This window comes from Hymenobacter edaphi, assembly GCF_003258365.1.
Classification (GTDB): Bacteria; Bacteroidota; Bacteroidia; order Cytophagales; family Hymenobacteraceae; genus Solirubrum; species Solirubrum edaphi.
On the sequence record NZ_QHKM01000001.1, the window covers coordinates 524,213 to 548,294 of the forward strand.

Consider the following 24,082-nt stretch of genomic DNA (forward strand, 5'->3'; position numbering starts at 1 on the left):
GGCTTACGCCGGGCCGGGCGGCTTTGCGGGAAGCCGGCTGCGGGCCAAAACGGGACGCGGGGTTCAGCTCGTGGCGGCCTGCTGGCCCTTGCGCACGGGCTGCGGCGCGGCCGGGGCGGCGCCCAGGGCCCGGGTGATGCGCGCCAGCTGCTGGCGGTGGTGCAGCACGTGGTCGAGCATGAAATCCAGCGTCTGCTCGATGGTGAGCATGCCGGCGCGCGGGTGCTTGAAGATGGCCCGGTGCGCCAGCCGGCTCGGAAACTCGTTGAGCAGCTGCTCCAGCTGCCGCCGGGTGGCGGCCCATTGCTGGCGCATGTCGGCCAGCGGGGGCAGGGCGGCGGCATCTGCCGGGGTCAGGGCGGCCACGCGCGAGGGGGCTTTGAAGCGCAGGCCCGGCAGACGCAGGGCCAGCCGCAGCAGCGTCGAGCGCAGCTTCATGCCGAGCGTGGCCTGGCCCAACTGCTGCTGCTGCTCGCGCAGCTTCTGCTGCAGGTACTGCCCGATGGCCACTTCCGAGGCCAGCAGGTGATGCACCACGTGCGCGGCCGACCACTGCCCGGCGGCCGGGGCCGAGTAGGCCCGCTCGCCCAGGTGCGCGGCGGCTTGCAGGAGTTGTTCGGTGGCACTTTCGAGCTGCTCGAAGCGCAGGTGCAGGCGGTGATTCATGGGAAGGCAGCGGGGGAGAAGCGGGGCGGGCGGGCAAAGCTCGGTCTAAAAGGTACACCTTTGCGCCCGAATGTCCCTGCAGTCGTCCTCCGCCCCCGAGCGCGTCGTCGTCCGGCGCCTGACCGGTGCCCTGTTTCTGGGCTACCTGGTCTACCTTTTCAGCACCCCGTACACGGCCCTGTACTACGATTCGCTGACGTACTGGGAGCTGGCCAGCCAGTACTACTACGCCACCAAGAGCTTTAAGCTGCTCTCGTTCACTTCCAGCGTCCGGGGGTATCTGCTGCCGCTGCTGCTGTTTCCGGTGCGGGTGGTGGCCTACCTCACGCTCATCCCCCCGATTCAGTTCACGCGGGTGCTGGGGGCCGCGCTGGCGGCGGGGCTGTTTGGCTGGGCGGCGCCGGCGGTCTGGCAGGCGGTGGTGGCGCCGGCGGCGCTGAGCTGGCGGCGGCGGCTGGCCTTTGCCGGGCTGGGCTTCGTGTTCTGGCGCGACTACTTCAACTTCCCGCTCACCGACTTTCTTTCGCTGGCCGTTATGCTGGCTGCGGTCTGGCTGCTGATTCGGCGCGGGCAGCGGCCGGGCTGGCTGCTGCTGGCCGGGGCGCTGTGCATGGCCGCCGTCAACATGCGGCCGGTGTACGCGGGGGCGGCCGGCCTGCTGCTGCTCGGCGGCCTGGGCCTGGCCCGCCGGCAGGGGCTGGGCTGGCCGCGCAGCGGGCGGCTGGCGGGGGCGTTTCTGCTGGGCCTGGCCCTGGTGGGCGCGCCGCAGCTGGTCATCAATGCCCGGCACTACGGCCAGTACACACCCCTGGTGCTGGCCTGGAAAAACCCCGCCGCGCCGCAGAGCCTCTACCTCTCGCAGCTGAGCTGGGGCCTGGCCGTGCAGAAGTACGAAACCACCATCGACCCGGCGTACCCCAACGCGCGTATCATTTACGTGGACGAGGTGGGCCAGCGCATCATGGACGAGGAGCAGATTTCCTTTGTCTACGGCCTGCGCGACCTGAACCACTACCTCCGGGCCGTGGCCCGCAACCTGCCCGACGTGGCCGCCCTCTACGCCCGGCACTTCTTCAACGGCCTCGACCTGAAGTACCCCACGCCCTACATTCGGCAGGTGTACGGCCCCACGCTGCCCCTCTCGCTGCTGAACTACACGGTGCTGTTTCTGGCCGGGCTGCTCCTGCTGGGCCGGCGGCACCAGCGCCCCACCGGGCCGCAGTGGCTGGTGCTGGCGGTGCTGGTCGGGCCCTGCCTGGTGGCCATTCCCACGGCCATCGAGTGCCGCTTTTTCATCCCGATCTACCTGCTGCTCTACGCCGTGCTCTGCTTTCAGTGGCCCGCCGACTGGCGACGCTGGCTGCGCTGGCCGGTGGCGCTGGCCTACGTGGCCTTCGTGCTGCTGTGCCTGGTCGTGTCCTCAAACTCGCTGTGGCACATGAGCAACGGCCCGCGCCTGCTCTGGCCTTGAACCACCAATCGATGATGCTCTAACAAATGGCCCGTCGAATATCCCGCTTGTTACAGCCCTGGTAACCAACCGGGGATTATTGAGCCCATTTGTTACAGCGTTAGCAACAAAGGGTATACTAAACAGCGAGTTTGTTCCCGGCGTAAGGGCTTGCTACCAACAGTCTTCCGCGCAAGCGCAGCCTCGGCTCCAGCTTGGTAACTTCGTCCGCCGCCCGTCATTTCCGTTGCGCTTGCCCGATTCCGCCATCCATCAGCCGAGCCGCCCCGCCTGGCGCCACTACCTGCCGCTGGCGCTGCTGGTGCTGGCCGGTTACCTTCTCTATCTGCCGCTGACCAGCTACCCCGGCCTGGTGTATGACGCCGAGCTGTACTGGTTCATAGCTATTTACTTCCACAAGGCGGGCAGCCTCTCGCTGCTGCACTTCCACGACGCCATGCGCGGCTACGTATGGCCGCTGCTGCTGCTGCCGGCGCGGGTGGCGCAGTTCTACTCGGGCCTGCCGCCGCTGCTCTTCACCCGCGTGCTGGGCGCGCTGACGGCGGCCGGGGGCTTTGGGCTGCTGGGGCCGCTGCTGTGGCAGGCCGTGCGGGCGCAGGCCGCCCCGCTGAGCTGGCGTCGCCGGTTGGGCTTTGCCGGCCTGGGCTTCCTGCTGTGGCGCGACCATTTCAATTTCCCGCTCACCGATTTTCCGGCGCTGGGAGCTTTGGGCCTCGGCCTGCTGCTGCTCTACCGCCGGCCCGGGCGCCTGGCCCCGGCGCTGGCGGCGGGGCTGTGCCTGGCCGCGGCCACCAACCTGCGCCCGATTTACCTGGCCGCGGTGCCGTTCTTCCTGGCGCTGCAATGGACGCTGCTGCCCACCGGGCTGAGCCCGGGCCGCCGCGCCGGGGCGGTGGCCGCGCTGCTGCTGGGCGCGGCGCTGGTATTGGGGCCGCAGCTGCTCATCAACCAGCGCCATTTCGGCCGGGCCACGCCGCTGGTGCTGGCCCAGGACGCCAACATTGCCCCCGGCACGCTCTACCGCTTCAAGCTGCTGCGGGGCCTGAAGTTTCAGAAGTACGAAACCAGCATCGGCGCCGATTACCCGCAGTCGGTGCTCTTCTTTTTCGACCCCGCCGGCCGCCGCTTCGTAGAGCGGGAGCACGTGCAGGAGTTTCGCTCCACCGCCGAGTACGCCCGCCTGGTGCTGCGGCATCCCGGCTTCTTCGCCGGCCTTTACCTGCGCCGCCTCTTCAACGGCCTCGATGTGCAGTACCCCACGCCCTACATCCGGCAGGTCTACACGCCCACCTGGGGCCTGGCCGCGCTGAATTATTCGGTCTGGTTTGCGGCCGCGCTGGTTGCGTGGCACCGCCGCCGCGGCCTCAGCCCGCCGTTGCGGCTGACCCTGGTCGTGCTGCTGCTGCCCTGCCTGCTGGTGCTGCCCACCGACGTGGAATGCCGCTACCTGCTGCCGTTGCACCTGCTGCTCTACGCGCTGGTCTGCTTCGGCTGGCCTGCGGAGTGGCGGCCGGCTCGCTTCAGCCGGCGCCGGTTGGGGCTGGTGGGTGCGGCTTACGCGGTATTCCTGACGTTGTGCTTTGCCACCTCGGCCGCCACGCAGGCGCAGTTGGAGTACGGCGGCCGCTCGTTGCTGGGCCAGCAGCTGCCCGCTCCGAAACCGTGAGTTTTGACCTCAGCCCTGGCGTCAGGTTCTCGCCGAGGGCGTAGAGGTTTGGGCAGACGATGCCGAGGTCTGCCGAACCCAAAAACAGAAAGGCCCGGAGCCGTAAAGCTCCGGGCCTTTAATCGTCCACAAAATCCGTGAAATCCGGAATAATCCGCCGAATCCGTGGGCTATTTGCGGTACAGCACGTCCTTCACCGCCTTGATCGTGCGGGCTACGTTCGGCAGCGCGGCTTCGATGAGGGTGGGGGCGTAGGGCAGCGGCACGTCGGCCGAGGTCACGCGGCCAATGGGGGCGTCGAGGTAGTCGAAGGCGTAGCGCTGCACGTGGTAGGCCAGCTCCGAGCTGATGGAGGCCAGCGGCCAGGCTTCCTCCACCACCACCAGGCGGTTGGTTTTCTTCACCGATTCCACCAGCGTAGCGTAGTCGATGGGGCGCACCGAGCGCAGGTCGATAACCTCGGCTTCGATGCCTTCCTTGGCCAGCTCGTCGGCGGCGGCGTACACCACTTTCATCATCTTGCCGAAGGACACCAGCGTGACGTCCTTGCCCGGCCGCACGATGTTGGCTTTGCCGATTTCGAGAATGTACTCCTCTTCCGGCACCTCGCCCTTGTCGCCGTACATCAGCTCCGACTCCATGAAAATTACCGGGTCGTTGTCGCGGATGGCGGCTTTGAGCAGGCCCTTGGCGTCGTAGGGGTTGGAGGGCACCACCACTTTCAGGCCGGGGGTGTTGGCGTACCAGTTCTCGAAGTTCTGCGAGTGCTGCGAGGAGAGCATGCCGGCGTTGCCGGTCGGGCCGCGGAACACGATGGGGCAGGTGTACTGCCCGCCCGACATCGACATCATCTTGGCGGCCGAGTTGATAACCTGGTCGATGGCCACCAGCGAGAAGTTGAAGGTCATGAACTCGATGATGGGGCGCAGGCCGTTCATCGAAGCACCCACGCCGATGCCGGCAAAGCCCAGCTCGGCAATCGGGGTGTCGATGACGCGCTCGGCCCCAAACTCGTCGAGCATGCCTTGGCTTACTTTGTAGGCGCCGTTGTATTCGGCTACCTCTTCGCCCATCAGGAAAATGCTCGGGTCACGGCGCATTTCCTCGGACATGGCTTCGCGCAGGGCTTCCCGGAATTGGATGGTCCGCATGTAGATGTCAGGAAAGAAAAAGTCGGGTCAATGAAAACTTGCGCCGGCTCATGGCTGAACCGGCTCGTAAAGCTACAACCCCCGGCGGGAGTGGGCAAATTCGGGCCGCCTCGCGGGAAATAGCAAACGTTTGCGGCGGGTAAAAGCCAGCTGCAACGGATGGAGCAGCTGCTAGGCTAAGGGTGCCAGAGCCCGGCAGACGGCCCGCCGCCGCAAAGCGTGGGCGTTACAGCTTCTCCAGTCGCAAGGCGTCGCCCGCCCCGGCTAGCCGGTACACGTGGCCGGCACATTTGATAAAGCGGACTGCGGGAGCCAGCTGCACGGTATTGCCCGGCGACGTGAAGGCGCCTGTTTTGTACCAGATCAGCAGCGTGTCGCCGGACAAGGCTTGGCGGACAATCCGCGTCTGCTGGGCCGAGTTGAGGGACCAAATCTTTAATTGTCGGCCCGACAGATCCATTTGCAAGGCCGTATCGGCGCTGCCGGGGGCTTTGTGGGCGGCTAGGCAGCTGGTCAACACAACTGGAAGGAGCAGGCAGAAATGTCGCATCAGCGGAAAGGTTGTCTGCGCGGTTGAACGCCCATACAGCGCCTGACATTGCTCGGCTGGTCCGCTTACTGCCGCAGCGCCTCGGTAAACACCTTGTTGGTGGCGTAGTCGCGGAATTCCAGGTCCTCCACGGCCCGTTGGGCGTAGCTGCGGTCGAGCTGCACGGCGCGGCGCAGAAACTGGCCCACGTCGCCGGGGCGCTGGGCGCGGGCGGCCACCACGGCCAGGCAGTAGTAGGCCTGGGCATCGTTGGGCTTGAGGGTGAGAGCCTGCTGGTAGATGTCGGCGGCGCCCTCGTAGTTTTCCTTCATCAGGTAGATGAGGGCCTTGTTCATCACGTTCTGGTAGGCCTGCGGGTCGCCGAAGGCGAGGCTGCGCAGGGCATCGTCGGTCTGGCCGATTTCGATTTCCAGGGCGGCTTTGTCGGCAAACACCTTGTCGAGCACCAGGCGCGGGCCGCCGAGCTTAATGGCGTAGTCGTAGTTCTGCAGGGCTTCGAGCCGGTCGCCGGCGCGGTGCCAGGCCGTGGCCACGTGGTAGAACATTTCGGCCGTAGGGTTGCGGTGGGCGGCCAGGGTGAAGTTGGTGGCTGCCCGGCGCTGGTAGGCCTTGCGCACCCGGTCCGACACTTCCTTGTCGGCCCGCTCCAGCAGCACCACCCCGAGGTTGTGGTAGGCTTCCCAGCTGCCCGAGGTGGCCACGGCCGTTTCGTAGATGCGCTGCTTTTCGGCCAGCAGCGGCGTGAGCGTGGCCGAGTAGCGCAGCTCCTCGGGCGTCAGGGCGTCGGCCTCCACTTCCTTCTCCACGATTTTCTTGGAGAGAATATAAATCTCCGACTGCAGGCGCTTGGGCGCCGAGTACTTCACGGCCACCGTGCCGAAGCGCATCACCGGGTAGATGTACTGCTCCAGGTAATCGAAGTAGCTGAGGCGGTGCAGGGCTTTTTCCTTGCCGGTCCAGCCACCGGGCGCGTCGTTGATGATGTCGATAACCGAGTCCTGCTGGGCCGGCTTCAGGGCCGAGGCCTGCACCTTGCTCACAAACAAATCCCAGCGGCGGTGGTAGGCCTGCGTCTCGAAGCGCACCGACCGCAGCGAATTCAGGTAGGAATCGGTGTCGAGGCGCTTCTGGTAGTACTTCAGCAGCGCCTTCACGCGCTTGTCGGCCAGCTGCGCGTCGTGTGAGTCCAGCGAGTCGGGTGAGTGGCCGGCCACAATCATCACCCGCTCGGTGCGCTGGTTGGCCTCGATAAATTCTTCCAGGGCGGCCACGTTGGTGCCCAGGTAGTTGCGCACGGCCGACTGGCCCTGGTCGAAAAAGAAGGGCAGCACGCGGGTGCCGCCGCCCTCCAGGCTGGCCGCTTCGGGCAGGTACTGCACGGGCAGCACCTCGCGCACCACCAGGCGGCTGGGCTGGGCCACACCCCGCGCCAGCACGATTTCCTGCTCGGCCTTGAGCACCTTGCCGTTGGGCTTGAGCTGGCGTACCTGCGGGCGGGCCAGCAGCTGGCCGGGGTTTTTGCGCGGCTCGAAGCGGAAAGCCACCGGCTTGCGGATGACCAGCAGGCTCTTGTCGGCGTCGTCGTACACGTACTCGCCGAGCTGAAAGCGCACGGTGCCCACGGTGTCTTCGCGCAGGCCGTTGTCGTAGCGGTAGCGCAGGGGCAGCTCGTACACGGCGCCCTTGTGCAGGTGCGCGGCGGGCACTTTAATGGTCAATTCCCCGAGCACCTGGTCGCCGTTGGCCTCGAGCACCGGCGGGTGAGGCTGCACTTGCTGGCCGCTCTGGGCAACCCGTAGCATGCGCGGCAACGTACAAGCAGGAAGCCAAGCCGTTGAAATAAGCGTAATTAGCGGGACCAGCGCGCGGCGCGAAACATTCATGCAACTCAATTCAGACGGCAAAATCAGCACCCTTAACGCAGATTGCGGCGGCTCGGACACGTAACCAACGAACTTTACGGCGTCCGGGATTTGCCCGAATGCCGGCAGCAAGTTAACTTTTCAGCACCACTGCCCTGAACCCCACCCGGCTATGAAACGGATTACCGACTTTATCGAACAGCAAAGTTTCGGCGTGTGCAGCGCCATGGGCAACCGGCTGGGCTTCTCCACGCGCAGCGTCCGCCTGTCCTTTGTCTACGCTTCGTTCTTCACGTTTGGCTCGCCCATCGTGCTCTACTTCGCGCTGGCGTTCTGGATGAACATGCGCCGCGCCTTGCGCCAGCAGCGCAGCACCGTGTGGGATTTGTAAGCCCCGCGGCTTTCGACCTTGACCCTGGGCCCGGCTGGCTGACGTTGTTACGTCGTCCGGCCGGGTTTTTCGTTGCGCCCCGGCCTTTCAGCCGACAACTTGACCCGCCGAGGGCGTCGAAGAAACGCTGAAGGCGCCGCGTGCGGACGCTTTAGGGCAGCAGCTCGCTGAAGCGGCGCTTGCCCTGCGCGAAGTAGGCCCAGACCAGGCTGCCATTGTAGGTGCCGGGCCGCTGGGCGGCGCGCAGGTGCGGCTTGGCCAGGGCGCGGCGCTGCCGCCAGTAGCCCAGCTTCTGCCAGAAGTGCCAGTGGGCGCGCAAAATGGCCTGGAAGTCGCCGGTCTGGCCTTTGGCCAGCAGCTGCGCGGCGGCGGCGAGGTCGAGCAGCGTGCGTTGCAGCAGCGTGGGCCACAGCTCGCCGGGCGCCAGGTTTTTGTAGAGCAAGGCCAGGCCGTTGCGGAAGTTCAGGTAGGTTTTGCGCGGGTTCGACTTGTGCAGCGTGCCGCCGCCCACGTGGTACACCGTGCTCCCGCCGTGGTACCACACCTCGTGGCCGGCGTTCCAGAGGCGCCAGCACAGGTCGATTTCCTCCATGTGGGCGAAAAACGCCGGCTCCAGGCCTTGCAGCGCGTGCCAGGCTTCGGCCCGCACCAGCATGCAGGCCCCGGTGGCCCAGGCCACGGGGCGCGCATCGTCGTATTGTCCCTGGTCGGTTTCCAGCGTGTCGAAGAGGCGGCCGCGGCAGAAGGGGTAGCCCAGGCGGTCGAGGTAGCCGCCGGCGGCGCCGGCGTACTCAAACTCGGTTTTGGCGTGGAAGGCGCGAATCTTGGGCTGCACGGCCGCCGCGGCGGGGCGCTCGGCCAGCAGCTGCAGCTGCGGGCGCAGCCAGCCGGGCGTCACCTCCACGTCGGAGTTGAGCAGCACGTAGTACGCGTAGCCGGGCAGCTCGCGCAGGGCATGGTTGTAGCCCTGGCAGAAGCCAAAATTCTCCGCCAGGCGCAGCACCTGCACCTGCTCGGGATAGTGCGCCCGCAGCCAGGCCACCGAGTCGTCGGTGCTGGCGTTGTCGGCCACCACGATGCGGGCCGCGTCGGAATGGGCCAGCACCGACGGCAGAAACTGCTCCAGCCAGCGCCGCCCGTTCCAGTTCAGGATGACCACGGCCACGCCGGCGGCGTAGCCGGTGGCCGGCAAGCTGCTAGAGGCCAAATCCGCTCAGGTCGAGGCCGGGAATGTTGGGCAGCAGGCCCTGGGTGCGCGACTTGAGATGCTCCTTGCCCTTGTCGCCGGCTTCGTCGAGCACCTTGTTGACGGCAGCCACCACCAGGTCGGCCAGCATGTCGCGGTCCTGCGGGGTGAGCAGCGTTTCGTCGATTTCCAGCTTGAGCAGCTGGCGCTTGCCGTTGGCGGTGGCGCGCACCATGCCGCCGCCGGCTTCGGCCGTGGCCGTAATGTGCTGCAGCTCGTCCTGGGCTTGCTTTACTTTTTCTTGCAGGTCTTTCAGGCGACCCATCATGCCCATCATGTCGAACATTGCGGAAGTGATTTTCGGGGAAAAGCAGGAAAACAACGGCGCCGGGCCCCGGCCAACCCGCGGCCCGGCGCTGTCTTGGAGGCGCAAAAGTACGCCACGCCGCCCGACTGGCCTACGGGCCCCGCCTCAGCGCAGCAAGGTGACGGTGGCGCGCTGCACGATGCGCTGCCCCGTTTCGTCGACGGCCTCGAAGCGGTACGAAAACACCTGCGGCGCGGCCAGCGTGCCGCGGATGCGGCCGTCCCAGGTCTGGGCGCGGTCGGTGGCGCGGAATACTTCCACGCCGTTGCGGTCGTAGAGCGTGAAGCTGAAGGCCTTCAGGAAGCGGCCCTTGATTTCGAGCACGTCGTTCAGCCCGTCGCCGTTGGGGCTGAAGGCCGTCGGAATGGCCACCAGCAGCTTGCGGGTGACGACGACGACGTTGCTGAACACCACCAGGCCCGCGGCCGAGGTAGCTTCGAGGCGGTAGCGCAGCACCTGCCGGTCGGCGGGCGGGGCGGGGGCCTGCACGGGCTGGGCAGTGGCGCTTAGGGCCGAGCTGCTGAGTTCCTGGCCGGCCTCGTCGAGCAGGAGCAGGCGGTAGCGCCAGCCGCTGCCCTGCCCGGCCGGCTCGGCCCAGGTCAGGTCGATGCGGTTGCCTTCGCGGTCGGTGGCCACGGCGGCCAGCACCGGCGGGCAGGCGCTGGGCCCGTCGGCCGAGGCATTGCCGCAGGGGTCGGTGAGGCGGCCGGCGTAGCAGGGCACCTGCGCGGGCGTCACCAGCCCGGGCTGATCCACCACCGGGCGCTGGCGGGTGAAGGGCAGCTCCGTGGTGGTGGTGCCCACGGTGCGGCGCAGCAGCAGGCGGCTGGCGGTATCGGCGGCCGCGCTGAGCGGGGTGATTTCAACGCTGTTGTCGGGGCGGAACGAGGCCGTCAGGCGCGGGGCGGGCGCGGCCTGGGCCGCCACCGTTGTCACCGGGCGCTCGGCCGAAACCGACGCGGCCGCCCCGCTGCGGGCAACCACCTGGTAGCGATAGGTCACGCCGCAGGTCACCGTCTGGTCGATGTACTGCCGGGCCGTAGCCGCCACGGTAGTCAGCGGCTGCCCGTCGCGCAGCAGGTCGTAGGCCGTGACGGTGCTGCCGGCGGGCTGGCTCCAGCTGAGCGTGTTCTGGCGGTCGGCCGATGTCGCCTGCAGATCCACGGGGCACAGCACCGCCGAGGACTGGTTGAGCAGGTTGCAGGCATCGGTGAGGCGCAGGCGGTAGCAGCTGCTGAGCGGGGCACCGGACAGCTCAAACGTGGTGCTGGTGGCAGGTACGGGCGTACCGGCGCCGGCATCGGGTTCCAGCACGTAGCGGAAGCTCGGGTCGTTGACCAGCCCGCTGAACGTGAAGGCCAGGCCCGTGGGCAGCACCGCCAGCCGCTGCAGCACCGGGGCGCCGGCGGTGGGCGGCGCGCTGAACGTCACTGGGGTGCTGCCCTCGCAGAGCAGCACGTCGGTGTAGTTGGCGTACACGGTGAGGCCGGTGGCCCCGGCCGGCACCGTGTACGCCGCCCCGGTGGGCTGCGTCAGGGGCTGGCGCGGGCCGTTGCCCAGCTGGATTTCGTAGCGGATGTTGGCCTGGGCGTTGGTAACGGCCACGAACACCTGCGTGAACGGCGCGCCGCAGTAGCGCACCTGCACGGCCGGCACCGGCGGCGTGCGCACCTCGAAGGAGCGGGAGTACTGCAGGCCCAGGCGGGCCGGCGGGTAGCCGTTGCCGCCCGCCGGAAAGGGGTTGGGCCGCTGCTGCAAAATGACGAAAGGCCCCGCGCCGGGCACCGTCAGCGTGGTGACGGTGTCGGTATTGGTGCCGGTGCAGCCGATGCCGTAGCGGATGTTGGTGCGCGGAATGCCCTCGTTGCCGCAGTAGCGGACGCGAATCTGGGTGCCGGCGCAGAGCACCGTGGGGCCGCTCTGGCCATTCAGGTCGAGCCGCTGGCCGCTGGTGCTGTACACCTGAAAGCAGTTGCCGGGCACGCCCACGTCGTCGAGGGAGCATACCTGGCCACGGGCGGCCCCTGCGGCCAGCGCCAGCAGGCACCCCAGCAGTCCGAAACGGCGAAGCATCATGGCGAGACCAACGCGGGCTGGCCGAATTTCATATATCATCAGCGGCAATCTAGACGAAAGCGGGCCGGCGCCGGGCGCGGCTAGGCCCAGGCGTACGCGCGCACAAATTGTGCCGCGGCGTGCAGGTCGGGGTAAAGCACCCGGTCGCGGGCAATAAAGGGTGTCTGGGCCTGAAACGCGGCCACCACCGCTTCCAGGGCCGCGGACGAGCGGGCCGGGCGGCGGAAAGCCAGGGCCTGCACCGCGTTGAGCAGCTCGATGCCGAGCACCTGCTCGGTGTTTTCGATGACGCGCAGGGCCTTGGTGGCCGCGTTGGCGCCCATGCTCACGTGGTCTTCCTGCCCGTTGCTGCTCACGATGCTGTCGACGGAAGCCGGGGTGCACAGCTGCTTGCTCTGGCTCACGATGCCGGCCGCCGCGTACTGCGGAATCATCAGGCCGGAGTTCAGGCCCGGCTCGGCCACCAGGAAGGGCGGCAGGCCGCGCTGCCCGCCGATGAGCTGGTAGGTGCGCCGCTCCGAAATCGAGCCCAGCTCGGCCACGGCAATGGCCAGGAAATCCAGCGACAAAGCCAGGGGCTGGCCGTGGAAATTGCCGCCGGAGAGAATGGCGTCGCTTTCGGGGAAGATGTTGGGGTTGTCGGTGACGGCGTTGCACTCGGTCTCGACCACGCCGGCCACGTGCTGCACCGCGTCGCGGGAGGCGCCGTGCACCTGGGGCATGCAGCGGAAGGAGTAGGGGTCCTGCACGGCCGTTTTCACCTGCTGCTGCAGCTCGCTGCCGGCCAGCAGCTCGCGCAGGTGGCGGGCCACGGCCAGCTGCCCGGCGTGGGGCCGGATGCGGTGCAGGCGCTCATCGAAGGGCTCGGGGCGGCCGTCGAAGGCTTCGAGGGAAAGGGCGCCGATGACGTCGGCGGCTTCGAGCAGGCGGCGGGCCCGCAGGGTGCAGTGCACCGCGTAGGCCAGCATAAACTGAGTGCCGTTCAGCAGGGCCAGGCCTTCCTTGGCCTGCAGCTCGATGGGCTGCCAGCTGAAGAGGTGCAGGGCGTCGGCGGCGGCGAGGCGGTAGCCCTCAAACTGCACCTCGCCCAGCCCGATGAGCGGCAGGCAGAGGTGGGCCAGCGGGGCCAGGTCGCCGCTGGCGCCCAGGGAGCCTTGCTGGTACACAACGGGGTGAATACCGCGGTTGTAGAAATCGAGCAGGCGCTGCACGGTGCGCAGCTGCACGCCGCTGTGGCCGTAGCTCAGGCTCTGGGCCTTGAGCAGCAGCATCAGGCGCACCAGCTCGGCGGGCACTTCGCCCCCCGTGCCGCAGGCGTGCGACATCATCAGATTGGTTTGCAGCTGGCCGCGGTCCTGGGGCGAGATGCTGGTGTTGCAGAGGGCTCCGAAGCCGGTGTTGATGCCGTAAATGGGCGCGTCGGAGCGTTCGAGGCGGTCTTGCAGGTAGTGGTGGCAGTGCTCGATGCGCCGGCGGGCGTCGTCGCCGAGGGCGAGGGGGCGCTGCTCGCGGAGCACCTGCTCCAGGGTCGGCAGGTCGAGGTAGGTGGCGGGGCTGAGGGTGAACGTGTCGGGCATGGATGGGGCCGGGGTGGGGCAGGGGCGGGGAAGGAGCTGAAAAAGGCCGGGGCCGGGGTGGGCGGCGAAGCGGGCCTGAAACTACTGGTTTCGCGGCAAACCACCGCCGCGGGCCACTGCTGCCGGAGGGCGTAGCTCCCGGGCAGCTCATCGAAAGGTGCAATTCGGAGCCGAGCGGGCAGAAGCCGGGCACGGTACCAAATCAGTATGGGCACGGTATAGGCACTCCCTACCCAGAGCGAATCTGCCCCGGACGACTTTTGCTAGGAAAGTACAGTTTCAGGGAGCCGCCGGCGGCACTGCCCCGGCGCGGCCCCGCGCGGCCGGGGCAGTGCCGCCGACCTGCAAGCGGCCCGCCGGCACAATACCCGGAAGTGGGTATTGTGGGCCGCCGCCCATGGCGCCACCTTTGCCGGTTGCTTTGTGCGGAAGCACTGGATATCTACCTCATTTTTGTTTGTATGGGCAATTTTTCCTCGCTCCAGTCCACCAAGGGCGGGCGCTTACTGCGTCGACTCCGGGGATGGATATTACCCGCGCTGCTGGGCGCGGGCGCGGCTTCGGCGGCGCAGGCGCAGTGCAATTTTACGGTGAGTGCCACCCTGGCCGGGCCGCTGACCCTGTGCCCGGGCAGCAGCACCACGCTCACGGCCGCGGCGACGACGCCGGGCTTCAATGCGGGCGGCAGCGGCTTCGTCGGACTCGTGCGCGCCGTGCTGCCGCTGCCCAACGGGAAGACCATGGTGGGCGGGACTTTTCAGGAATACAACGGGGCAACGGTACCGCGGGGACTGGTGCGGCTAAATGCCGATGGCAGCCGTGATGCCAGCTTTAACCGGGGCCCTATCGGCTTCGATGGCAGCGGCCAGGTACTGACGTTTGCCTTGCAGGCTGACGGGAAGGTGTTGGTGGGCGGCTCGTTTATGACGTACGACGGGCAGGATGTACCGGACCACCTCATTCGCCTCAACGCCGACGGCAGCCGGGACCTGAGTTTTAACGGCACCAACATCGGCCTGGGTAACACCGGCGGCACCGTGGAGGCGCTAATCGTGCAGCCCGACGGAAAGATATTGGTGGGCGGCGGATTTAACACCTATAACGGTGTGGCCGTGCCCTCTGGCGTGATTCGCCTCAACGCCGACGGCAGCCGGGACACCGGCTTTAACGGCAACAATTACGGTGCGAGCGGCAGCGTACATGCGTTGGCGCTGCGGCCCGATGGCAAGGTGCTGGTGGGGGGCAGTGTCAGCGGATACAACAGCCCCACGGTGAGCAACGTGACACGCGGCCTTATCCTGCTGAATGCCGATGGCAGCCACGATGCTACCTACAACACTCACACCGGCATTGCCCCCGGTTTTTACTACGGGGAGGTGTACAAGCTGCTGTTGCAGTCCGATGGAAAGCTGCTGGTAGGTGGTGCTTTCAGCTATTATAACAGCGAAGGGGTACCCAGTGGCCTGGTGCGCCTCAACGCCGACGGCAGCCGCGACCCGAGCTATACCGGAGCAAATCAAGGCTTTACGGCCAATTTCGGCAACGGCTTGGGCATCGTGTATACCTTGGCGCTGCAACCCGATGGCAAGGTGCTCGTGGGTGGCGCGTTTCATGACTACAACCTCGCCGAAGCAAATAATGCGACCGTGGTGCCAAACCACCTCGTGCGCCTGAATGCCAACGGTAGCCGTGACCTGAGCTTTAATGGCACCAACAGTGGCTTCGACAATTACGTGTACGGCGTGGCAGTGGGGCCGGGCGGAAGCGTGCTGGCCGCGGGCTATTATACGAGTTACAACGGGGCGGCGGCTGCCCCCGATTATTTAGTTAGCCTTACCTCGAATGGCAACCTTAATAACGCTGCCGCTCCCGTAGCCGGCGCTACCTACCGCTGGAACACCGGCGCCACCGGCGCCAGCCTCACCGTAACCCAGCCCGGCACCTACACCGCCACAGCCACCACCGACAGCTGCTCGGTGGCCAGCAACGCGGTTACGGTGGGGGCGGCGACGCCCGTGATGGTGACCGTGACGCCCGCCGGCCCCCTGGCCCTGCCCGTGGGCGGCAGCGCCACGCTGACGGCCTCCGCCACGCTGCCGGGGTTTGCTTCGGGCTTCGCCAACGGCACCCAGGTGACAACCAGCCTGGTGCAGCCCGACGGCAAACTGCTGGTCGGCGGCTTTTTCTTTGCCTACAACGGCGACGATGCCGCCCCCAACTATTTGCTGCGCCTGAACGTGGACGGCACGTTGGACAAGACGTTCAACTACGTACCCGGAAGCACCACCACCGGCGGCAACAACTACGTGCAGGCCCTGGCCTTGCAGCCCGATGGTAAAATCCTGGTGGGGGGAGACTTGTCGGCCTACAACGGCGACGCGGCCGCGCCCAACTACGTGATGCGGCTCAACGCCGACGGCACGCTGGACACCAGCTTCAACTACAACGGCGTGGGCGTCGACGGGTCCGTATTCGCGCTGGCCGTGCAGCCCGACGGCAAGGTGCTGGTGGGCGGCGGCTTCGACCGCTACAACAGCAACACGGGGGCGCCCAACCGCCTGCTGCGCCTGAACGCCGACGGCACGCTGGACCAGACGTTCAACTACGTGGCCGGCAACAGCACCAACGGCATTGCCGGGGGCGTGGTGCGGGCCCTGGCCCTGCAAGCCGATGGCCGCATCGTGGTGGGCGGGGCTTTCACCTCCTACAACACGCTGGCAGGTGCCCCGAACAACCTGCTGCGGGTACTCAGCGACGGCACGCTGGACCAGACGTTTAACTACGTGGCGGGTAGCACCACCACGGGGGCCAACAACGAAGTGTTTACCCTGCTGGCTCAGCCCGACGGCAAAACCGTCGTCGGCGGCTTCTTTACGGGCTACAACGGCGCCGATGATGCTCCTAATTACCTGCTGCGGCTCAACGCCAACGGCTCGCTGGATACGGGCTTCAACTACGTGGCGGGCAGCAGCACCACCGGCCCCAGCACCACCGTTTCCAGTTCCTCCGTTTTCGTGCTGGGCCTTGGGCTGCAGCCCGATGGTAAAATCGTCGTGGGCGGCCTGTTTACCGGGTACAACGGCTCGGAATCGGCGCCGAACCGGCTCATGCGCCTGAACGCCAACGGCAGCCTCGACACCAGCTTTAACTACGCCGCCGGTAATACCACCAACGGCGCCGACCTGGGCGTAGACGAAGTGGCGCTGCTGGCCGACGGCCGGATTTACGCCACCGGCGTTTTCACCAGCTACAACGGCGTGGCCACCCCGTACGTGCTCCGCGTCAACGCCGACGGTACTTTGAACAACACGGCGCAGGCAGTGCCGGGCACCATCACCTACGCCTTCAACCCCGGCAATACCAGCGGCAACACCCGGGTGGTAACGTCCAGTGGCTCGTACACGGCCACCGTCACCACGGCTGACGGGTGTTCCTACACCTCGGCGCCGGTAGTCGTAACGGTTGCCACGGCGCAGGATCTGGTCGTGAGCACCGCCGCGGGCATTCCGGCCGGCACCTACAACAACGTGACCGTCACCGGCACCGGCGCGGGCACCCTGCAGGGCGACATCACCGTCAACGGTGCGTTGCTGGTGCAGGCCGGCGGGCAGCTGGCCTCGGGCTGCTTCGCAGTCACCGGCAGCGGCAGCTTCACCGTGGCCGATGGCGCCACGCTGGCCATCTGCTCGCCCCAGGGCCTGAGCAGCACGGCCGGCACGGGCCTGGTGCAAACCACCGGCGCCCGCTCGCTGAGCCCCAACGCCACCTACCTCTACAATGGCACCGCGGCGCAGGTAACGGGCAACGCCCTGCCGGCCACGGTGCGCGAGCTGGCGCTCAGCAACGCCGCCGGCCTGACCCTGACGCAGGGCGTGCAGGTGCGCCGGCGCGTGAACCTGATCAGCGGCAACCTCGCCCTGAACGCCCAGCCCCTGACGTTGCTGTCGGACACCAGCGGCACGGCCCTGGTGGCCAACACCGGCGGGGTGGTGACGGGCAGCACGGCCACCATGCAGCGCCACATCGAAACCAACCCGGCGGCCAACGGCTACCGCCACTACAGCAGCCCGGTCGGCAACGAAACCCTCGCCACGCTGGCCACCGCGGGCTACACGCCCAACTTCAGCGGGGCGGCGGCCTACAACAGCAGCCCCACGCCGGGCCTGGTCACGCCCTTCCCCACGGTGTTTGCCTACGAGCAGGACCGCATTGCCACGACCGTTTCCACCTTCTCGGCGTTCGACAAAGGCTGGGTGGCTCCCACCAGCGGCGCTACGCCCATGGAAGTCGGGCGCGGGTACTCGGTGAATGCCCCGGGCGCGGCCCTGGTTGATTTCACCGGCACCCTCACCACGGGCGCCGTCACGCGCAGCGGCCTGGGCCGCACGGGCGCCGACGGCGGCTGGCACCTGCTGGGCAACCCGTACCCGTCCCCACTCGATTGGAGCACCCTCACGCTGGGCGCGGGGCAGAACCTGGAAAACATGGACGGGGCGATGTACGTGTTTCAGAGCAGCGGCCCCTACAGCGGCTCGTACCGCACGTACCTGGCCGGCGCCCCCGGCGGCAGCTCGCCGCTGATTCCGGCCGGCTCGGGCTTTTTCGTGCACACCACCACCGCCGGCACCCCCGGCACGGTGCGCCTGACCAACGCCAACCGCACCACCACGTTCGGCGCGCAGCCGGCCTTCGGGCGTCCCACGACCGATACGCGGCCGCAAGTGCTGCTCACCCTGGCCGGCGCCGCCGGTGGCCCGACGGATGCCGCTCTGCTGTACGCCGAAAACCGGGCCACGACGGGCCTGGACGCGGCGTACGACGCGGTGAAGCTGCCCAACCCCTCGGGCCTGAACCTGGCGACGCTGGCGGCCACGGGCGACGCCCTGGCCATTGATGGCCGTCCGGCCTTTACGGCCGCCACCGTGGTGGCCCTGCGGGTGCAGGTGCCGATGGCCGGGGCATACACGCTCCGGGCCTCGCAGCTGCTCAACCTAGTGCCCGGTACGCAGGTATTCCTGCACGATGCGCAAACCGGCCTGGACACGGAGCTGCTGCCCCAGACGGTGTGCCCGTTCGTGCTCAGCGGCCTGACGTCGGGCCCGCGCTTCACGCTGGTATTCCGCCCCGGCAGCGTCACGGCGACGGGCCGCGCCCAGCTGGCCGCGCAGGTGCAGGTGTACCCGAATCCGGCCAGTGGCAGCTTCCAGGTGCAGCTGCCCCTCGGCACCACCGAGCTGGGCCTTTACAACGCGCTGGGCCAGCGGGTGCGGGTGCAGGCGGTGCACGGCCGCCACGCCACGATGAACGTCACGGGCCTGGCGCCCGGCGTTTACACGCTGCGCGTACAGGCCGGCACCACGGCCATCAGCAAGCGCGTGGTGCTCAACTAATTCTTCGCTTGTTCACCCGCTCACCGCTCCGCCGGGGGCGGGTGGATGGGCCTTGTTCCAACTCTTATTGCAGCCCATGACCCGCTTTCTGTTCTTCCTGTTTGCAGTTGCTTTGCTCACTTTGCCCGCCCGGGCCCAGACGCCCGGCTCGGGCGGCCCCGAGCCCGGAGCGCCCGAACCAACAGCGGTGCCCCTGGATGGCGGCGCCTCGCTGCTGCTGGCCGGTGGCGCGGCCTACGCCCTGCGCCGTCTGCGTCGCCGCCGCTAACTCCCGCTGGCGGAGCGGCCCGGGGCTGCGTCCGAAGCCCGGCCGGGCGGAAGACGGGCGCCCCGGCGGGTCGCGCACGGCGGCCACCTTTTTTCGCCCAAAAAAGCCCAACAACCGCGTGGTTGTTGGGCTTTTTGCATAAACCACTCGGGCTATCGGCGCGCCGCTACGCCAGGGCCTGCAGCACCGCCACCACTTCGGCGGCGGGCACGGTCTGCTCGGTGCCGGCGCGCATGTCGCGTAGCTTCACCAAGCCGCCCGCCCGTTCCTCCGAGCCGGCCAGAATCATAAAGCGGATGCCGCGCTTGTCGGCGTATTCGAACTGCTTTTTGAGCTTCGAGACTTCCGGGTACAGCTCGGCCGAAAGGCCCGCGTCGCGCAGCTGGCGCAGCAGGGGTAGCACGGTGCTGCGGCCCTCGGCGTCGAAATTGGCCACCAGGCAGAGCGGGGCGGCCACGGCGCCTTCGGGAAACAGCTGCAGCTCCTCCAGCACATCGTAGATGCGGTCGACGCCGAAGGAAAAGCCTACACCAGAGAGGCCGGGCAGGCCGAAGGCGCCGGTGAGGTTATCGTAGCGGCCGCCGCCCGAGATGCTGCCCATCTGCACGTTGTTCACCTTCACTTCGAAGATGCAGCCGGTGTAGTAGCTCAGGCCGCGGGCCAACGTCACGTCGAAGTCGAGGCGCTCGAAGTGCTGGAAGCCGAAGTCCTGCAGGTACTGCTGCACCTCGGTCAGGTCCTGCAAGCCCTTGGCCGGGCCGGCGGTGGCGTCGCTCAGCACCCCGTCCTGCCCGAAGGCGGCGCGCAGGGCGGCCAGCTTCTCGTCGAACGAGCCGCCGACTTCCAGGTAGCCGAACACCTTGTCAATGGCCGCCTGCGGAAAGCCGCGCTCCAGCAGCTCCTTGCTCACCCCGTCGCGCCCGATTTTATCGAGCTTGTCGATGGCCACGAACAGGTCCGACTCGCGGCCCACGCCGCCCAGGGCCTGGTAGATGCCCGAAAGCACGCCGCGGTGGTTGATTTTGATGGTGAAGTCCGTCAGGCCGAGCGTGCTGAGCACCTCGTTGATCATCAGCACGATTTCGGCCTCGCAGAGCAGGGAGTTGGTGCCCACCACGTCGGCGTCGCACTGCACGAACTCGCGGTAGCGGCCCCGGGCGGGGCGGTCGGCGCGCCACACGGGCTGAATCTGGTAGCGCTTGAAGGGCAAGGTGAGCTGGCCGCGGTTCATCACCACGTAGCGGGCGAAGGGCACCGTCAGATCGTAGCGCAGGCCCTTTTCGGCCACTTTGGGCAGGATTTTCTGCGAGCCAGCGGCCAGGTCCTCGGCCGTTACGTCCTTGGCGAAGTCGCCGGAGTTCAGGACTTTAAACAGCAGCTGGTTGCCTTCTTCGCCGTACTTGCCCATCAGCACCGACAGGTTTTCCAGGGTCGGTGTTTCCAGCGGGGCGAAGCCGAATTTCTCGAACACGCGGCGGATAACGCCGAAAATATAGTTGCGCCGGGCCACCTGCACGGGACCAAAGTCGCGGGTGCCTCTCGGGGTACTGGGTTTCTGAACGCTCATTCGTCAGTCAGGGGAAGCTCAAAATGTGGGCGCGAAGGTACGGCCCGCCGGGCACAGGGCCACTGGGTGGCGGGCGGGCCGTAAACAAACCAGGCCCGCCGGTACGCCGGCGGGCCTGGTTTGGCGGCAGTTCGGAGCGTTATTGGATAACAAGCTTCTGCTGGACCACGCCGGCGGCCGAGCGCAGCTCCAGGGTGTAGAGGCCGGCCGGGTAGCCGCTCAGGTTTAACGACCGGCCGGCGGCCTGGGCCGCCTCGGCCAGCGGCAGCTGCTGGTGATGCACCTCGCGGCCCAGCGCGTCGCGTACGCGCAGCTCGGTGGCCGTGGCCGCTTCGGGACCGGTGCCGAGGTGGAATATACCATCCGCGCTCGGGTTAGGGTAGGCCAGTTGCGCATGGCGGGCCGCCGACGCGGCCGTGCCCAGCACGGTGGTGCTCAGGCGGTGTACGCCCAGCGGAGTGCCGGTGCTCAGATCGAGAGCCCCCGACCAGGCGGCGGTGGGGCTGTACACGCACAGGGTCAGGTGGTTGAGCTGGGTTTCCAGCGGCACCCAGGTCTGGCCGTTGTCGCGCGAGTAGGAGGAGCCGCGCAACCCGCTGCCTAAGCTCCCGCCCACCGAGAGGTACTGCCCGGTGCCGGGCACGGCCTGCATCGCGGCGCCGTGCAGCGGCCCGCTGAAACCGGTGACGGCCGTCCAGGTGCTGCCGCCGTCGGTGGTGCGGAACAGGCGCGTGGCCCCGCCGCTAAACGGATCCTGGTAGGAGGCCAGCCCGTGTTGGGCGTCGCGGAAGGTGAGGTTCCAGAGCGGCGTGCCGGCGCCGGAGTTGCTGGCCGTCCAGGTGCGGCCGCGGTCGGGGCTATGGTACACGTACCCGTCGAAGGAGCTAAACCACAGGTGCGAACCCACCACGGCGGGCGGGTTCTGCACCGCCGAGCCCGAGGTCGTAACGGGCACCGCCGCCACGGTTGTCCAGGTGGCGCCGCCGTCGGTGGTGGTGTAGATTTCCGGGGCCGCGCCGGGCGTGAGGGCCGGGGCATTGCCCATGCTCACGCCCTCAGTGGCGCTGAAGAAATGTACGAAGTTGGGGTAGCTGTTGGGCCCGCCGAACTGCTGGCTGCTGGTTTGCTGCTGCCAGGTCAGGCCGCCATCGGTGGTGCGCAAGATGCGGCCGCCGGCCTGTCCGTACCGGGTCGCAATCCAGGCCGTGGTGGGGCTGATGGCCGTCAGAGCGTTTATTTCTTCGGTAGCGTTGAGCACCGAGGGGTTGCGGATGGTCCAGCTCGTGCCCCCGTCGGTGCTCCGGGCCAGGGTGCGGGTTGCCCCGCCGTTTTCGGCGGCGGCCACCCACAGCGTATTGGCATCAGCGGCGTGCAACGCAACCACGTACGAGGGAGCCACAAAGTTGATGGGCTGCGTGACCCACTGCGCCGAAGCCAGCAAGCTGCTGCCGAGGAAACCAAGTGCGAGAAGCGCTGTTTTCACGAAACTGGATAAGCTGGAAACGCCCAATAAGCCGCGCTGCCCCGACCAGGAGTCGGGGCAGCGCGGTTGAGCTTACTGAATGACGAGCTTCTGCTGCGCCACGCCCTTATCCGAGCGCAGCTCCAGGGTGTAGAGGCCGGCCTTGTGCTGGCGCAGATCCAGCATGGCGCTGCTGGCCCGCACGCTGGTGGCATTGAGCGAGGTGCGGTACACTTCGCGGCCCAGCGCATCGGTCACGCGCAGCGCGGTGGCCTGGGGCAGGCTGGTGGCCAGGTTCAGCGTGAACACGCCGTCGTGGCTGGGGTTGGGGTACACCGACAGGGCCTGCTGCAGGACCGCGTCGCGGCGGTTGCCGAGCACGGAGGAGCTGAGCTTGTTTACCCCCGTCCCGGAAAAGGTCGTGGGGTTGATGCCGCCCGTCCAGCCCTCGGTGGCGCTGACCAGGTCCAGGCTGATGTGCTCGGTGGTCGTTTCCAGGTTGGTCCAGGTGGCGCCGTTGTCGAAGCTGTAGGAGGAGCCCGCCTGGCCAAACAGGGACGTGCCCGCCGATACGTAGCCCGTCTTGCCGGGAATGTTGTCGAGGGCCAGGCCCCGCAGCGTGCCGGTGTAGGTGACGGTGGTCCAGGTGACGCCCCCGTCGGTGGTGCGCTTCACTTGTTGGGCCCCGCCCGAGGTGCTGACCACGGCCAGCCCGGCGGTAGCGGAGGCAAAGGAAATGGCCGAAATTTCGTCGTTCAGCCCGGTGTCGCTCACGCTCCAGGTCAGGCCCTTGTTGGTGGAGTAGTACACCCGGCCTTCGGTGGTCGGAAACCAGATGCTGTTGCCGAACACGGCGGGCGGCGTGGTCATGCCGGAGGGGTTGAGCGCGCCCAGCTCGGTGCCCAGCGCCGCCGGAATGTTGGTCGCGCGCGTCCAGGTGGTGCCGCCGTTGGTGGTGGTGTAAATCTCCATGCCGGGCGTGGCGCCGTCGGGGTCGCCCAGGGCCACGCCTTCGGTGGCGTTGAAGAAGTACACGAAGTTGGGGTAGCTGTCGGCCCCGCCGAACTGGGTGGCGGTGGTCTGGGTGGTCCAGGTAGCGCCGCCGTCGGTGGTCTTCAGGATCTTGCCGCCCGCCTGGCTGATGGTGCTGACCCAGGCCGTGTTGGCGTCGAGGGCGCTGACGAAAGTGACGAACTGGCTGGTGCCCAGGCTGGTGCCGGCTCCGGCCGTCCAGGTAGTGCCGTTAGTGGTCCGGGCCAGTTCATAGTCGCCCGTAAACGGGTCGATGGCCAAGCCCCAGGCCGTGGTGGCGTTGACTGCATCCAGCTGCACCACGCCCATGGTGCTGTTGGCAAACGTAATCGGCTGATTGACCCACTGCGCCTGCGCGGCGAGGGTAACGAGGCCGAGGGTGGCCAGCGTCAGTAGTGTTTTTTTCATAGTGAAAAAGAAGATGGAGTTGGTGTTGGGGGGGCACTCAGGACCAGCGGCGGCAATAGTTCGTTGTTCGGTAAGAGTGCGAAGGAGCGAAATTGGTTGTTTCAGACCAATAATTTTTTCGACGTTGAACAGTATTTTATTTGTATTCGGCCCGGGCCATGCCCGCGCCCCGGCCCCGCCCAGCGTTGGCCGGCCGGCTACCGGGCCGCGCCCCGGCGGGCCTGGTAAATAACCGAGGCGGCCAGCGGGGCCTTCAGCGCCGCCCGGATGCCGGAGCGGCCCAGGGCCTGGTTGGTCCAGTCGTTGCAGGTGCGCAGGGCGTGGTAGCGGCCGCGGGCGCGGAAGAAAAAGTCCTCCGACGAATAGCCCGCCGCGTTGCGCAGCTGCCAGCGCCCCGCCGAATCGGGCGCGAAGGACTGCTCCACGTAGCCCGCGAGGCGCTGGTACTGGGCCACCGAAATGCGCAGCGGCACCACCCGCGGCCCCGCTTGCGGCCCGTGGCGGTAAAAATCGACGTGGACCAGGGTGCGGCCGGGCAGCAGGGCCCCCAGCACGGTGCCGGCCTTGGGGAAGTGGCCGCCGTAGGACTGCAGGTAGAACTGCTCGTTGCCCCAGCCGAAGGCCACGTATTCGTACTGACCGAACCGGGCCTGCCACTGCGGCTGGCCCAGGCGCTGCAGCCAGTCCTGCCCGGTGCGCGGCTCGCGCAGGGGCAGCACCACGTCGGTGTGGAAGCCGTTCGACACCACGTAGATGGGCACGCCGTCCGGGGTCGGGCGAAAATCGGCGTGGCGGGGCACCAGGGTGCCGCCCAGCAGCAGCAGCACGAAAACGGCAAAAGCGGGCATCAGCAGGCGAAAGGCGCGGCTCAGCAAACGCATACGCAGCGGGGTGAACGGCTCGCCGGTGGTGGCGGGCCCTGTTCATCCGCCGCGGCCGGCTTCGTAACCCACCTTACCGCAAACAGCCGGGCCCCGCACCACGATGGGCGG

Annotated in this window: 17 protein-coding genes; 5 read left to right on the forward strand and 12 right to left on the reverse strand. The window is 67.6% G+C overall.

Going from position 1 to position 24,082, the window contains the following annotated elements:
• Window positions 1-63: 63 nt before the first annotated feature.
• Entirely contained in the window at window positions 64-666 is a 603-nt protein-coding gene (locus DLM85_RS02045; RefSeq protein WP_111476399.1) for a DinB family protein, read from the reverse strand.
• Window positions 667-736: 70 nt separating this feature from the next.
• Here DLM85_RS02045 and DLM85_RS02050 point away from each other — a divergent pair, with 70 nt between their 5' ends.
• Both DLM85_RS02050 and DLM85_RS02055 read left to right on the forward strand, forming a co-directional pair.
• Window positions 737-2,137, forward strand: coding sequence for a hypothetical protein (locus DLM85_RS02050; RefSeq protein WP_111476400.1), 1,401 nt, complete (start codon window positions 737-739; stop codon window positions 2,135-2,137).
• A 232-nt stretch (window positions 2,138-2,369) separates the two neighbouring features.
• Window positions 2,370-3,803, forward strand: coding sequence for a hypothetical protein (locus DLM85_RS02055; RefSeq protein ID WP_111476401.1), 1,434 nt, complete (start codon window positions 2,370-2,372; stop codon window positions 3,801-3,803).
• A gap of 170 nt (window positions 3,804-3,973) precedes the next feature.
• On the opposite strand, the gene DLM85_RS02060 is transcribed toward DLM85_RS02055, so the two are convergent.
• From DLM85_RS02060 to DLM85_RS02070, 3 genes are all read right to left on the reverse strand, one after another.
• Window positions 3,974-4,954, reverse strand: coding sequence for a pyruvate dehydrogenase complex E1 component subunit beta (locus DLM85_RS02060; RefSeq protein ID WP_111476402.1), 981 nt, complete (start codon window positions 4,952-4,954; stop codon window positions 3,974-3,976).
• A gap of 226 nt (window positions 4,955-5,180) precedes the next feature.
• On the reverse strand, window positions 5,181-5,504 hold the full coding sequence (locus tag DLM85_RS02065) for a hypothetical protein (protein WP_207890944.1): 324 nt from the start codon (window positions 5,502-5,504) through the stop codon (window positions 5,181-5,183).
• A 65-nt stretch (window positions 5,505-5,569) separates the two neighbouring features.
• Window positions 5,570-7,306 carry a tetratricopeptide repeat protein gene (locus DLM85_RS02070; RefSeq protein ID WP_165821972.1) on the reverse strand — a complete coding sequence of 579 codons (1,737 nt, stop codon included), beginning with the start codon at window positions 7,304-7,306 and terminating at the stop codon, window positions 5,570-5,572.
• A 232-nt stretch (window positions 7,307-7,538) separates the two neighbouring features.
• Here DLM85_RS02070 and DLM85_RS02075 point away from each other — a divergent pair, with 232 nt between their 5' ends.
• Window positions 7,539-7,757 (forward strand): PspC domain-containing protein, encoded by a 219-nt coding sequence (locus tag DLM85_RS02075; RefSeq protein WP_111476405.1) that lies wholly within the window; start codon window positions 7,539-7,541, stop codon window positions 7,755-7,757.
• Between the two features lie 151 nt (window positions 7,758-7,908).
• Here the strand turns inward: DLM85_RS02075 and DLM85_RS02080 are convergent, their stop codons facing one another.
• The 4 genes from DLM85_RS02080 to hutH form a co-directional block, all read right to left on the reverse strand.
• Complete coding sequence (locus tag DLM85_RS02080; protein WP_243635845.1) at window positions 7,909-8,964, reverse strand: glycosyltransferase family 2 protein; 1,056 nt, start codon at window positions 8,962-8,964, stop codon at window positions 7,909-7,911.
• Window positions 8,954-9,289 carry a YbaB/EbfC family nucleoid-associated protein gene (locus DLM85_RS02085; RefSeq protein WP_111476406.1) on the reverse strand — a complete coding sequence of 112 codons (336 nt, stop codon included), beginning with the start codon at window positions 9,287-9,289 and terminating at the stop codon, window positions 8,954-8,956. The genes DLM85_RS02080 and DLM85_RS02085 overlap by 11 nt, the downstream gene beginning before the upstream one ends.
• A gap of 126 nt (window positions 9,290-9,415) precedes the next feature.
• The gene (locus DLM85_RS02090) at window positions 9,416-11,386 is read right to left on the reverse strand and encodes a T9SS type B sorting domain-containing protein (RefSeq protein ID WP_165821973.1); all 1,971 of its coding nucleotides are present in this window, start codon (window positions 11,384-11,386) and stop codon (window positions 9,416-9,418) included.
• 80 nt (window positions 11,387-11,466) lie between these two features.
• Window positions 11,467-12,963 (reverse strand): histidine ammonia-lyase, encoded by a 1,497-nt coding sequence (hutH, locus tag DLM85_RS02095; protein ID WP_111476408.1) that lies wholly within the window; start codon window positions 12,961-12,963, stop codon window positions 11,467-11,469.
• 461 nt (window positions 12,964-13,424) lie between these two features.
• Here hutH and DLM85_RS02100 point away from each other — a divergent pair, with 461 nt between their 5' ends.
• Window positions 13,425-18,353 carry a T9SS type A sorting domain-containing protein gene (locus tag DLM85_RS02100; protein WP_165821974.1) on the forward strand — a complete coding sequence of 1,643 codons (4,929 nt, stop codon included), beginning with the start codon at window positions 13,425-13,427 and terminating at the stop codon, window positions 18,351-18,353.
• Between the two features lie 76 nt (window positions 18,354-18,429).
• Window positions 18,430-18,621, forward strand: a complete 192-nt coding sequence (locus DLM85_RS02105; protein ID WP_111476410.1) for a PID-CTERM protein-sorting domain-containing protein — start codon at window positions 18,430-18,432, stop codon at window positions 18,619-18,621.
• A 166-nt stretch (window positions 18,622-18,787) separates the two neighbouring features.
• Here the strand turns inward: DLM85_RS02105 and hisS are convergent, their stop codons facing one another.
• The 4 genes from hisS to DLM85_RS02125 all read right to left on the reverse strand — a co-directional run bounded on the left by hisS (window position 18,788) and on the right by DLM85_RS02125 (window position 23,971).
• Complete coding sequence (gene hisS, locus DLM85_RS02110) at window positions 18,788-20,188, reverse strand: histidine--tRNA ligase (RefSeq protein ID WP_111476411.1); 1,401 nt, start codon at window positions 20,186-20,188, stop codon at window positions 18,788-18,790.
• Window positions 20,189-20,327: 139 nt separating this feature from the next.
• Window positions 20,328-21,671, reverse strand: a complete 1,344-nt coding sequence (locus DLM85_RS02115) for a T9SS type A sorting domain-containing protein (protein WP_133256845.1) — start codon at window positions 21,669-21,671, stop codon at window positions 20,328-20,330.
• A gap of 72 nt (window positions 21,672-21,743) precedes the next feature.
• Window positions 21,744-23,090: a T9SS type A sorting domain-containing protein gene (locus DLM85_RS02120; protein WP_111476413.1), complete on the reverse strand. Its 1,347-nt coding sequence runs from the start codon at window positions 23,088-23,090 to the stop codon at window positions 21,744-21,746.
• 197 nt (window positions 23,091-23,287) lie between these two features.
• Window positions 23,288-23,971 (reverse strand): TIGR02117 family protein, encoded by a 684-nt coding sequence (locus DLM85_RS02125; protein WP_111476414.1) that lies wholly within the window; start codon window positions 23,969-23,971, stop codon window positions 23,288-23,290.
• Between the last annotated feature and the right edge of the window lie 111 nt (window positions 23,972-24,082).